A 12,673-nucleotide genomic window follows, 5' to 3' on the forward strand; every position below is an offset into this window, starting at 1 on the left:
CCAAAAATCCCTCAAATGAAAGTTCTATGTTGCGATTTATTGTCAGCATAAAACTCCGATTAATTAATTCATCACGGAATATGATTTCAGGGGAGAGCATGACTCTCCCCTTTTGCTCACATCAGCCACGACCAGGCTGACTTGGTGATGGCCGCACCGACCATGTAGCCAAACACCGCCAGTGCCGCCACACCGGCCACCAGCTTCTGACCACGGGCCGGGCGCTTGAGCGCCATGACACCCAGACCGATATAGAGCACCAGTGCAATAAGCTTGGCCATCAGCCAGGGTTGTTGACCCGGGCTCAACTGCAAGGCCACCGCCAGCAACACACCAAACAGCAGCAGGAAGGTGTCGTTGATATGCGGCAGGATCTTCAGCCACTTCTGCTGCAACCGATCGCTGCCGGCCAGCGCCAGACTCCAGCGATAGATAAAGAGCAGCAGACTGACCAGCGCCAGCGTCATATGCAGGTGTTTGAACATAGGGTAATAGGCAATCATTTTGCTTCCTTGTCGTCGTCGGGTAGCCCGCTATTCCAGTTGTGGGCATGGATACGCTCCTGCCCCTCCTCGTCGTCTTGCAACAGATCGGAGAGGATCTCCCGGTATTGCAGGCTCTTGTTGATATAAGTGTGTTCGTCGTCCAGATAGTTGACCTGCTCGCGCAACAGCCAGTTATCGTGCTGCTTGAAGGTCTGCCCCGCCCGCCAGGCCTGGTTGGCCCTAAACCCAAGCTGGGTCAGGGCTTCCACCCCCAGATCGACCGCAGAACCCAGGGTTTCCCGATGCACGCTCTCGACCCCGTGGCGCAGGATCTCGTGGGCATGGGGTCGATCCAGCGCTCGCGCCAGGATCTTCAGGTGCGGGAAGTGCTTCTGCACCATCTCGATCACCGCCAGCGAGGTAGCCGGATCGTTGATGGAGAGCACCAGCAACTTCGCCTTGTGTGCCCCTGCGGCATGGAGCAGATCGATCCGGCTGGCATCACCATAGAAGACCTGATAACCATACTTGCGCAGGGTCTCTATCTGGCTGGCATCCTGCTCGAGGATGGTGGTGCCGATACCGTGACCATGCAGCAGACGCCCCACGATCTGACCGAAGCGGCCGAAGCCAGCGATGATCACCGGATGCTCCACCAGCTCAGGTTGCTCATGCTGCGGCGCGTCGCTCTGGTTACGGTAATCGAACCAGGGCTGGATCACCCGATCGTTGAGGATCAGCAGCAGCGGAGTGAGCGCCATGGAGAGCGCTACCACCAGCGTCAGCAGCGAGATGGTCTCACCGGGCAGCACCCGGTTCTGGGCGGCAAACGAGAAGAGCACGAAGGCAAACTCACCGCCCTGTGCGAGCGCCAGCGCGAAGGTCCAGCGCTGGCTCGGCGAGATGCGGATGATGAAGCCGAGCGCCATCAACACCAGCCATTTGAGCACCATCAGGCCAACCACCAGGGTGGGTATCAGGAAGGGGTGTTCGGCAAACAGCCCGAAGTCGATCCCCGCCCCCACCGACATAAAGAACAGGCCGAGCAGCAAGCCCTTGAACGGCTCAATGTCTGCTTCCAGCTCGTGGCGATATTCGCTGTCGGCCAGCACCACCCCGGCGAGGAAGGAGCCGAGAGCGGGCGAAAGCCCCACCGACTCCATCAACACGGCGATAGCGATCACCAGCAGCAGGGCGGCGGCGACGAAGATCTCCCGCATGTGGGACTGGGCGATGGCACGAAATACCGGCCGCATCAGGTAGTGGCCACCCAGCACGATGCCGGAGATGGCCGCGACCACCAGCAGACCGTGCTGCCAACCCGCCAGCTCGGAGCCACCACTGCTGGCGACCGGTGCCATGGCCAGCAGCGGCAGCAGCGCCAGGATCGGAATGACCGCAATATCCTGAAACAGCAGCACAGCAAAGGCGGAGCGACCGCTCTCGCTCTGCATCAGCTTGCGCTCCTGCAGGCTCTGCAACACGATGGCGGTGGAGGAGAGCGCCAGAATGAGGCCGATGGCCAGCCCCTGTTGCAGCGGCAGACCGATCAGGTGCGCCACGCCGGTCAGCGCCGCCGTGGTGAGCAGCACCTGCAGGCCACCGGTGCCGAGGATCGGCCCCTTCAACTGCCACAAGAGGGCCGGACGCAATTCAAGACCGACCAGAAACAGCATCAGTACCACGCCAAACTCGGCGAAGTGCATCACATCCTTCTGCTCGCCCACCAGCCCCAGCAGGAATGGGCCTATGATGATCCCCGCCAACAGATAGCCGAGCACCGAGCCCAGCCCCCAGCGTTTGGCGAGCGGCACCGCGATGACGGCGGCGGAGAGGTAGATAAAGGCATCAAACAGGATCCCGTGGCCCATCAGTCAGCCCTCCGTGTGAACATCTGGTCCGGCTCATAAGCTCGGCCAACAAGCGACCCGTGTTTCATCAGAGCTCCTCCAGCAAGTCGCGCAGATAAGGGCGCCCGGCCAGTTGCTCCGGGGTCAGCTGATCGTCACGCAAGGCGCAAAGCAGCTGGCGGTAGTCCTGCCCGCAGCGGCGCAGGGCGGCGGGATCCTTGATCTTGTGAAAGGAGTGCAGCACGAAGGGTGGCAGCCAGTTCATGCCGCACAAGGTGGCCGCCTGCTGAAATGGCAGCAGAAAATCGAGCAGCGGTCGGCTGTTGTACCCCTCGCTGCAGTAGGACTCCGGCGCCCCGCCGGTGGTGATGGCGCTCAGCCACTGCTTGCCCTTGAGGGCGTGGGCTTCGGGGCCGTAGGCGTAGCCATACTCCAGTACCAGATCCATCCACTCTTTCATGATGGCCGGACAGGAGTACCAGTAAAACGGGTGCTGGAAGACGATGATATCGTGCTCACAGAGCAGCGCCTGCTCCCGCTTCACATCGATAAACATGTCGGGATAGTGCTGATAGAGGTCGTGAACCTTGACCCCCTCCAGCCCCTCAATCGCCTGCAACAGCTGCTTGTTGGCCCGCGAGCTCTGCAACGCGGGATGGGAAAAAATAACCAGAATGCGTTTCATGACCACATCACCCGAACAAAGCCTTGCGGTGCAAGGCGCGGTAAACAGAAAAGGGGAGTCTGGGGAGCTGCATCGTAAAGGTGCACAGGAGAGCGACCTTATCAGGAAGCGCCATAGCCTGCCAACTCGGGGATCAGCTCCCGCAGTGCCGGATTGAGGGTCTGGTGGGCGGGATAGCAGAGCCCGATCCGGCGAAACATCCGTGGCCCGCTCACCGGCAGAGTACAGAGCCCCGCCTCATCCTCGACCAGCCCGTCCGGCAGAAAACTGATGCCGACCCCCGCCAGCACCAGCGCCATCACCAGCCCCTTGCTCTCGGCCTTGGCCACCAGATTGAGGGTAAGGCGGTCACAGGCCAGCAGGCCGATAGTCTGCTGATGGGCTTCGCAGGGCGGGCACTCAATAAAATCATAATGTTGCAGCTCGGCCAGCTCGATCCTTTCGCGACTGGCCAGGGGGTGATCGACCGGCACGCAGAGCACGTAATCCTCCTCCCACAGCGGCAGAAAGATCTCGTCCTCCCGGCGCAGAGCATCCAGCGTCAAGCGGCAGTCAGCGGGCGTAGCGTAGTCTGAGAGGGTGAGATCCAGCTGCGGCAGCACGCACTGTACTTGCTGCAACAGCCCGGCCACCCGACGGCGGCTCAAGTCCGGCATGATGGCAATATTGAGCCTCGCACGCGTCGCTTTCTGGCGAAACAGCTCCGGCAAACGGCGCGCCTCCTCCACCAGCTTGACCGCGTGGGGATAGAGATAGTGGGCCGGATCTTTCGCCACCACCCCCTTCTTGCCCCGGACAAACAGGCTGTCACCGAGCGCCTCTTCCAGCTGGCGCAGTCCCGCCGAGAGGGAGGGCTGGCTGACGTGGCAGCGCTCGGCCGCCGCCGTGATGTTCTTCTCTTCATAGATCGCGATGAAGAAACGCAGCAATCTCAAGTCCAGCATAAACCAACCATAGTTTTTTCAGATGATAGCCAGCGGAAAACAATATTTATCACTTATAGATACAGTGACTATAGTGATTGGGTTCCGTGCTGGCCAGCCACCTGTTTGCTCAAACCGACTCTTGAATCAGAAGGAAAGACCCATGTCCAAATCTCTCGTCGTGATCACCGGTGCCTCCGCCGGGATCGGTGCCGCCATCGCCCGTGCCTTCTCTGCCGCCGGTCATCCGCTGCTACTGCTGGCGCGCCGGGTCGAGCCGATGCAGGCGCTGAACCTGCCCGATACCCTCTGCATCGGGGTCGATGTCACCGACACCGCCGCCATGAAAGCCGCCGTCCAGCAGGCAGAAGCCAAATTTGGCCCGGTCGGCTGCATGGTCAACAACGCCGGTGTCATGCTGCTGGGTCAGGCCGATGTGCAGGATCCCGCCGAGTGGCAGCAGATGCTCAACATCAACGTGATGGGGGTGCTGAACGGCGTCCACGCAGTGCTGGCAGGCATGAAGGAGCGCCGCAGCGGCACCATCATCAACATCAGCTCCATCGCCGGTCGCAAGACCTTCCCGAACCATGCTGCCTACTGCGCCACCAAGTTCGCCGTGCACGCCCTGACCGAAAACATCCGGGAAGAGGTGGCCGATGTCGGCGTGCGAATGGTGACCATTGCCCCGGGTGCGGTCGAGACCGAGCTGCTCAGCCATACCACTGACGAGAGCATCAAGGCCGGTTACCACGACTGGAAAGATCAGATGGGCGGCGTCATTGCGCCGGAAGTGATCGCCGATGCCGTGCTCTACGCCTGGAACCAGCCTGCCAATGTCTGCGTGCGCGAGATCGTGCTGGCGGCGACCCGTCAGCAACCTTAATCCTGGCTGACTGACACTATGGGGAGGGCTTGACCCTCCCCCGGGGCACAGGGTTACCATGTGCCCCTTGTTTTTTCCGAGTCATTCCATGGTTCTCACCCGTCGCCAACTCGCTCACGCCCGTCGCTGGCTCCCCTTGTGGAGTCTGGTGCTGGTGTTGATGTCGTTTGGCAGCCGGGCCGCAACCGACCTCTGTACCCTGACCACCCACTGCAGCCAGAGCGAGCGTACCCTGGAAAAAGCGATGCCCTGCGGCAGCTTTACCACCGCCCTCTCGATGACGCTGGTAGGCAGCGACAGCCTGACGGTCGCCGTACTGGAACCGGATACCCCCGACTTCGCCTCCCCCTCTCTCTATATGCCGGACGCTCCGTGCGAGCGGCTCGAACGTCCCCCACGCACCCAGATCTGAAACGCATCCCGTATCGGGCATCTTTTCTTTCAATCTGAGGTGAGTGATGTACAAACCCCTGTTACTGGCCATGCTGGCCGGTACCGTCAGCTTTTCGGCTCTCGCGGCCGAGAAGATGACCGTCTACAAATCCAAATATTGTGGCTGCTGCCAAAGCTGGAACGAGCACATGGAGCAGAATGGCTTCGAACTGGAGGTCATCGAAACCGAACAGCTCGGCGCAGTGAAGCAGCAATACGGTATCGCGCCGGAACTGGCCTCTTGCCATACCGGTATCGTAAATGGCTATGTGATCGAGGGGCATGTACCGGCCGCCGATGTACAAAAGCTGCTCAGGGAAAAACCGGCGATCCGTGGCCTGACCATTCCGGGCATGCCCCAGAGTGCGCCGGGCATGGATATTCCGGGCCATCCCTATGAGGTACTGAGTATCAGCAACGAGGGCGCGACCAACCGCTGGTCGAGCTACCCCGGCTGACGAAAACTGGCCATGAGAGGGCACTCCCATATCATGTGAGGCACACCTGAGCGGACTCTTGCCGCTCATGGCCAGAAAGAGGGCCGCTATCACGAGATAGCGGCTTTTTTTGATTACATTTCCTGCAATAACAAGGGATTGCTTGCAACCACCGGCAACAAGGGGCAGATTTAACGCCAATTCATGGAGCCGATGCTCAGGTCTACCAACCCTTTCCAGCGCCAAGGATGCGACATGTTTACCTTTTCCCGAGGAGTTCTGCTGCTAGCCTTTCTGACAGTTCTCCCCCCCACTTATGCCAATGAAGAGCCCGCCATGCTGACAAGCGAACATCCAATCCAGCCGCCCGTGGCCGCCAAACATCCCCGCACTCTGAAAAAACACGGGGATACCCGCATCGACAACTACTACTGGCTGCGTGACGACGAGCGGCAGAAGCCCGAGGTATTGGACTATCTCAAGGCCGAGAACGCCTATACCGAGGCCATGCTCAAGCCGACCCAGCCCCTGCGCGAACAGCTTTACAAAGAGATGGTCGCCCGCATCCCCCAGCAGGATGAGTCGGTACCCTATGTGAAGAACGGCTACCGCTACCAGACCCGCTATGAGCCGGGCAAGGAGTACGGGATCTACTCGCGCACCAAGCTCGGTGAAGAGCAGGCGAGTCTGCTGCTCGACAGCAACCTGCGGGCTGAAGGGCACGAGTTCTATGCCCTCGGCGCCCTTGAGGTGAGCCGCAACAACCGCTGGCTGGCGGTGGCGGAAGATTTCCTCTCCCGCCGTCAGTACCAGATCCAGTTCCTCGATCTGGAGAGCGGCCAGTGGGCCACCGACAAACTGGAAAATACCTCCGGCAATCTGGTGTGGGCCAACGACAACAAGACCGTCTTCTATGTGCGCAAGCACCCGCAGACCCTACTGCCCTATCAGGTCTATCGCCACACGCTCGGGACGGATCCGGCCACGGACAAGCTGGTCTATGAAGAGAAGGATGACTCCTTCTACATCAGCCTCTACGCCACCACCTCGGAAGATTTCATCGTCATCGCCCTCTCCAGCACCACCACCGGCGAAGCTCGGCTGATCGATGCCAACCAGCCGGAGCACGCGCCCCGCCTGTTCCTGCCCCGTCAGGTGGATCACGAATACAGCCTGGATCACTACCGCGGCCGCTTCTATGTGCGCTCCAACAAGGACGGCAAGAACTTCGGCCTCTACGAGACCAAAGAGAGCCCGGTCGATCGCTGGAAGGCGGTGATCGCCCCCAATCCGGATGTGCTGCTGGAGAGCTACGCCCTGTTCAAGGATTGGCTGGTACTGGAAGAGCGCAACAAGGGGCTGACCCGACTGCGCCAGATCAACTGGCAGAGCGGTGACGAGAAGGAGATCGCCTTCGATGATCCCGCCTATGTCACCTGGCTCGCCTACAACCCGGAGCCGGATACCAGTGCCCTGCGCTATGGCTACTCCTCCATGACCACCCCCGCCTCTACCTATGAGCTGGATATGGCGAGCGGCAAGCGCACCCTGCTCAAGCAGCAGCCGGTGGCAGGCTTCAAGGCCGACCAGTACGCCAGCGAGCGGCTCTGGGTGACCGCCCGCGACGGCGTATCGGTGCCGGTGTCGCTGGTCTATCGCAAGGACAAGTTCAAGAAAGAGCAGGCCGATGCGCCCAAGAATCCGTTGCTGGTCTATGGCTACGGCTCCTACGGCGCCAGCATGGATCCCGACTTCAGCAGCTCGCGCCTGAGCCTGCTCGATCGCGGCTTCGTCTACGCCATCGCCCATATCCGGGGTGGTGAAGAGCTGGGCCGTCACTGGTACGAAGATGGCAAACTGCTGAAAAAGCAGAACACCTTCAATGACTTTATCGATGTCACCAAGGCGCTGGTTGAGCAAGGCTACGGTGCCAAAGATCAGGTCTACGCCATGGGCGGCAGCGCCGGTGGTCTGCTGATGGGGGCCGTCATCAATCAGGCGCCCGAACTCTATCGCGGCGTGGTAGCGCAGGTGCCGTTCGTCGATGTGGTCACCACCATGCTGGACGAGTCGATCCCCCTCACCACCGGAGAGTATGACGAGTGGGGCAACCCGAACCAGAAGCGCTACTACGACTACATGAAGAGCTACAGCCCCTACGATCAGGTGAAGGCGCAAGCCTACCCCAACCTGCTGGTCACCACCGGACTGCACGACTCGCAAGTGCAGTATTGGGAGCCCGCCAAGTGGGTCGCCAAGCTGCGCGAACTGAAGACGGATGATAACAAGTTGTTACTGAACACCGACATGGATGCCGGCCACGGCGGCAAGTCGGGCCGCTTCAAAGCCTACGAGGATATCGCGCTGGAATACGCTTTTATCCTGGATCTGGCCACCCCGACCAACTGATCCATTATGACCTCGGCCCTTGTCATTCAAGGGCCGCATAAGAATCCTCTCGTAGTTTTTCCCTCTTCCATTTCCCTCCATATCAAATTAATCTTCGGCAAGAAAATGAATGATCGAGGTCATGTTTCTCAAGATTTAACTCCGCTATTTTGCCATTTCGTTTGATTTATGTTGGGTGAATGTGCTTAATCGGAGTGCTTGCAACTTTTTATTTGGCCCCTCAGGGGCCAATTTATCTTCGACCGACAGGAGGTCGGTAGCCTCACCACAGGATGAGGGTGACTGCCGGAAAGGGGGTGATCAACTCCCCCGCTTTCGCGCAACGAGAAGAGCGGGCAAGCCCGGCGCAGAACGGGACTGCCATCAATTTATCCGGGGATCGGATAAACAAAATCAAAGAAAAGGGAGAAAAAATGAAAGGATTAACTTTGGCATGCGCCCTGTCGGCGGCTCTGGTCGGTGTTTCATTCGGTGGTCCGGTACAAGCGCAGGAGCGCTTCGTGACCATAGGCACCGGCGGTCAGACCGGCGTCTACTATGTCGCTGGCCAGTCCATCTGCCGCTTCCTCAATCGCGGCGCCGCCGATCACCAGATCAAGTGCAACGCCCCGGCCAGTGGCGGTGGTGTTGCCAACGTCAACGGCATCCGCAGCGGTGAATTCAACTTCGGCATCATGCAATCCGACCACCAGTTCAAGGCGATGAAGGGGCTGCCACCGTTCCAGGCCGAAGGGGCCATGGACGATATGCGCGCCGTCTTCTCCCTGCAGAGCGAGGTGTTCACCATCCTGGCTCGCCGCGATGCCAAGATCGCCAGCTTCGACGATCTGAAGGGCAAGCGCGTCAACATCGGCAACCCGGGCTCCGGCCAGCGTGACACCATGGAAGAGATCATGGCGGTCAAAGGCTGGAAGAAGGGTGACTTCGGTCTGGTCTCCGAGCTGAAGCCGGCCGAACAGGCCTCCGCCCTCGGTGACAACAACATCGACGCCATGAGCTACTTCGTCGGTCACCCGAACGGCGCCATTCAGGAAGCTTCCACCACCACAGATGCAGTACTGGTACCTGTGGCCGGCGCCGACATCGACAAGCTGCTGGCCGAGAAGAGCTACTACAGCAAGGCCGAGATCCCGGGCGGCATCTACAAGGGCAGCGACAAGCCGACCCCCTCCATCGGTGGCAAAGCGGTGCTCTCCACCAGCGCCAAAACCGATCCGGAAGTGGTCTATCAGCTGGTCAAGTCGGTGTTCGACAACCTGGATCGCTTCAAGCGCCTGCACCCTGCCTTTGCCGACCTGAAAGAGGCCGACATGATCAAGGTGGGTCTCTCTGCACCGCTGCATGAAGGGGCTGCCCGCTACTACAAAGAGCGCGGCTGGCTCTGATTGAAGGCCCCGGGGCCTTTGTCACTCTCTTCGACACCCGTCTGCCGCCTGATTGCGGGGGCGGGTGTCGCTCTTGTTGTACTCGTTGGCACAAGTTATCCCTATGCAAGATAAACAACTCTCTACCGAGGAACTGATCGCCCAGGATGTGGGCGCTCGCCTGCCGCTGGGCATCATGGGCTGGCTCATCACAGCGCTGGCGCTGGCCTGGTCGCTGTTCCAGCTCTGGATCGCCTCGCCACTCCCCTTCATGGTGGGTTTTGGCGTACTCAATGACACCGAAACCCGCTCCATTCACCTCACCTTTGCCCTGTTGCTCGCTTTTCTGGTGTTCCCAGCATTTCGCTCCTCGCCGCGGGATCGGGTTCCCCTCGGTGATATCGCCCTCGGTCTGATCGCTGCTGGCGCCGCCTCTTACCTGTTCGTAATGTATGAAGCACTGGCGCTGCGTCCCGGCACCCTCACCACCGCCGATCTGGTGACCGCCTGCATCGGCATTCCGCTGCTGCTGGAAGCGGCGCGCCGCGCCCTGGGGCCGGCACTGGCGGTCATCGCTATCGTCTTTCTGATCTACAGCCTGGCGGGCCCCTGGATGCCGGGACTGCTGGCACATCGCGGGGTAGGCTTTACCGCGCTGGCCAACCACCAGTGGATCACCACCGAAGGGGTGTTCGGCATCGCCCTTGGCGTCTCCACCAGCTTCGTGTTTCTGTTCGTGCTGTTCGGCGCCCTGCTGGAGCGGGCCGGTGCCGGTCACTACTTTATCCAGCTCGCCTTCAGCCTGCTCGGTCACCTGCGCGGCGGCCCGGCCAAGGCGGCAGTGGTCGCCTCCGGCCTGACCGGCCTGATCTCCGGCTCGTCGATTGCCAACGTGGTGACCACCGGCACCTTCACCATCCCGATGATGAAGAAGGTGGGCTTCAGTTCAGAGAAAGCGGGGGCGGTCGAAGTGGCCTCCTCGGTCAACGGCCAGATCATGCCGCCAGTGATGGGGGCTGCGGCTTTCCTGATGGTCGAATACGTGGGTATCCCCTATGTGGAGATCATCAAGCACGCCTTCCTGCCTGCCGCCATCTCCTACATAGCGCTGCTCTACATCGTCCATCTGGAGGCCCTGAAACTGGGCATGCAGCCCATCGGCAACCATCAACCCAAACCCTGGCTGCGTCGCCTGACCGGTTTTGCCTTTGGCGCGGCCCTCATCAGCGGCCTGTCGCTGGCGGTCTACTATGGCCTCGGCTGGCTCAAACCTGCACTGGGTGACTACGCCCTGCCGGGGATCTCGGTACTGCTGGCTGCCACCTATGTGGCCCTGTTGAAGATCGCCGCCAGCAATGAACCGCTGCCTGCCGAAGATCCCGACAAGCCGCTCACCGAGCTGCCCAACACCCGCGCCGTGCTGCTCTCCGGCCTGCACTTCCTGCTGCCGGTGGTGGTACTGGTATGGTGCCTGATGGTGGAACGCCTCTCGCCGGGGCTGTCGGCCTTCTGGGGTACCGTGATGCTGGTGATCATCCTGCTGACCCAGCGCCCGCTGCTCAACTGGCTGCGCAAGGACGGCAAGCACGACTACGGCACCGTCGCTGACGGCGTGGTGGATCTGCGGGAAGGGCTGGTCGCCGGTGCCCGCAACATGATCGGTATCGGCATTGCCACTGCCACCGCGGGGATTATCGTGGGTGCGGTCTCCCAGACCGGGGTCGGTCTGGTGCTGGCGGATCTGGTGGAGTTCCTCTCCATGGGTAACCTGCTGCTGATGCTGCTGCTGACCGCTCTGCTGAGCCTGATCCTTGGCATGGGGCTGCCCACCACTGCCAACTACATCGTCGTATCCAGCCTGCTGGCACCGGTGGTAGTGACGCTGGGGCAGCAAAACGGGCTGATCGTGCCGCTTATCGCGGTGCACCTGTTCGTCTTCTACTTCGGCATCATGGCGGATGTGACGCCGCCGGTGGGACTGGCTTCCTTCGCGGCAGCGGCCGTCTCCAAGGGCGATCCCATCAAGACCGGGATCACCGCGTTCTACTACAGCCTGCGTACCGCAGCGCTGCCGTTCCTGTTTATCTTCAACACCGATCTGCTGCTGATCGACGTGGACTTCGCCCACGGCGTGCTGATCTTCATCGTGGCGACCATCGCCATGCTGATCTTCGCCGCCGCCACCCAGGGCTGGTTCCTGGTGAAGAGCCGCTGGTACGAGAGCGTGCTGCTGTTACTGGTCGCCTTTACCCTGTTCCGCCCGGGTTTCTGGATGGACATGGTGCACGACCCCTATCGCGAGACCCCGCCTGCCCAGCTGGCCCAAACCATGGGTGAAGTGGAGGCGGAGAGCACCCTGCGGCTGCGGATCCTCGGTGAAGATGCAGTGGGCAAGCCACGCAAGTTCACCCTGCTGGTCGCCGTACCGGATGGAGCAAATGGCGAGGAGCGGCTGGCCAATCTGGGGCTGAGCCTCTATGAGCAGGATGGCAAGACGCTGATCGACAACGTCGCCTTTGGCAGCCCGGCCGCCACCATGGGACTGGAGTTCGATCAGGAGATCCTCACCGTCAAGGCGCCGACCGAGCGCTGGACCAAGGAGTGGATGTGGATCCCGGGCTTCCTGCTGTTCGGGGCGATCGTCTGGCTGCAGCGTCGCCGCAGCGTCAAGGCCGGTTAATCCACCGGGCAGATGAGACAGAGGGCCGCTATTGCGGCCCTCTTTTTATTGCCTTGTTATTGCCTTGTTATTGCCTTGCCCTCTGCGGCTCTTGCGATGAGCAACAATCATGGAAAAAGATAAACGGTGGCGAGCGGCCAAAAAAGTGGGGTGACATGTCCATGTCACCCCCTCGCAAATAGCATGTTCCATATTGGAGTCCGGCCACGCCGGGTCTCTGTTTCACTTTCCGATAGTTCGCGACCCATCTGAAGTGCGCGCCAATTGCAGCAATGCAACCGACCAGCTACCCGTTACAACCTTCATCCACACGGCAGACAAGCCACCGTGTTTGTCCTTGCAACTGAAATATTACGCATAAAAACAAAATAAAAAACGTTTTTATGCTAATTCCATTCACATCAGAGTACAAAAAACAGCCTTATCATCACCACTAAATTGTTATAAAACAGCAAGATAGATTCATGCATGGTTATTCACCCGCAAAGGGTATCAGCAATGGCTTACAAGGCTTTGCGAGAT

At 60.3% G+C, this 12,673-nt stretch carries 10 protein-coding genes; 6 read left to right on the forward strand and 4 right to left on the reverse strand.

The window, feature by feature from the left end:
• Positions 1 to 116: 116 nt before the first annotated feature.
• From OKB77_RS17985 to OKB77_RS18000, 4 genes are all read right to left on the reverse strand, one after another.
• Entirely contained in the window at positions 117 to 503 is a 387-nt protein-coding gene (locus OKB77_RS17985) for a SirB2 family protein (protein ID WP_042081419.1), read from the reverse strand.
• On the reverse strand, positions 500 to 2,356 hold the full coding sequence (locus OKB77_RS17990) for a monovalent cation:proton antiporter-2 (CPA2) family protein (RefSeq protein ID WP_042052534.1): 1,857 nt from the start codon (positions 2,354 to 2,356) through the stop codon (positions 500 to 502). The genes OKB77_RS17985 and OKB77_RS17990 overlap by 4 nt, the downstream gene beginning before the upstream one ends.
• Positions 2,357 to 2,423: 67 nt before the next feature.
• Positions 2,424 to 3,020: a glutathione-regulated potassium-efflux system oxidoreductase KefF gene (gene kefF, locus OKB77_RS17995; protein WP_150390152.1), complete on the reverse strand. Its 597-nt coding sequence runs from the start codon at positions 3,018 to 3,020 to the stop codon at positions 2,424 to 2,426.
• A 101-nt stretch (positions 3,021 to 3,121) separates the two neighbouring features.
• Positions 3,122 to 3,964 carry a LysR family transcriptional regulator gene (locus OKB77_RS18000; protein ID WP_021231561.1) on the reverse strand — a complete coding sequence of 281 codons (843 nt, stop codon included), beginning with the start codon at positions 3,962 to 3,964 and terminating at the stop codon, positions 3,122 to 3,124.
• A 142-nt stretch (positions 3,965 to 4,106) separates the two neighbouring features.
• Between OKB77_RS18000 and OKB77_RS18005 the strand changes: the two genes are divergently transcribed.
• From OKB77_RS18005 to OKB77_RS18030, 6 genes are all read left to right on the forward strand, one after another.
• Positions 4,107 to 4,829 (forward strand): SDR family oxidoreductase, encoded by a 723-nt coding sequence (locus OKB77_RS18005; RefSeq protein ID WP_005348556.1) that lies wholly within the window; start codon positions 4,107 to 4,109, stop codon positions 4,827 to 4,829.
• Positions 4,830 to 4,917: 88 nt separating this feature from the next.
• Positions 4,918 to 5,241 (forward strand): hypothetical protein, encoded by a 324-nt coding sequence (locus OKB77_RS18010; RefSeq protein ID WP_088870321.1) that lies wholly within the window; start codon positions 4,918 to 4,920, stop codon positions 5,239 to 5,241.
• 46 nt (positions 5,242 to 5,287) lie between these two features.
• Positions 5,288 to 5,719 (forward strand): DUF411 domain-containing protein, encoded by a 432-nt coding sequence (locus tag OKB77_RS18015; protein WP_005339953.1) that lies wholly within the window; start codon positions 5,288 to 5,290, stop codon positions 5,717 to 5,719.
• Positions 5,720 to 5,953: 234 nt separating this feature from the next.
• Entirely contained in the window at positions 5,954 to 8,107 is a 2,154-nt protein-coding gene (locus OKB77_RS18020) for a S9 family peptidase (protein WP_190973200.1), read from the forward strand.
• A 413-nt stretch (positions 8,108 to 8,520) separates the two neighbouring features.
• Positions 8,521 to 9,492 carry a TAXI family TRAP transporter solute-binding subunit gene (locus OKB77_RS18025; RefSeq protein ID WP_199428526.1) on the forward strand — a complete coding sequence of 324 codons (972 nt, stop codon included), beginning with the start codon at positions 8,521 to 8,523 and terminating at the stop codon, positions 9,490 to 9,492.
• Between the two features lie 103 nt (positions 9,493 to 9,595).
• Positions 9,596 to 12,151: a TRAP transporter permease gene (locus OKB77_RS18030; protein ID WP_005357644.1), complete on the forward strand. Its 2,556-nt coding sequence runs from the start codon at positions 9,596 to 9,598 to the stop codon at positions 12,149 to 12,151.
• Positions 12,152 to 12,673: the final 522 nt, after the last annotated feature.

Origin of the sequence: Aeromonas sp. Y318-3, assembly GCF_027706185.1 — a bacterium.
Lineage (GTDB): Bacteria > Pseudomonadota > Gammaproteobacteria > Enterobacterales > Aeromonadaceae > Aeromonas > Aeromonas veronii.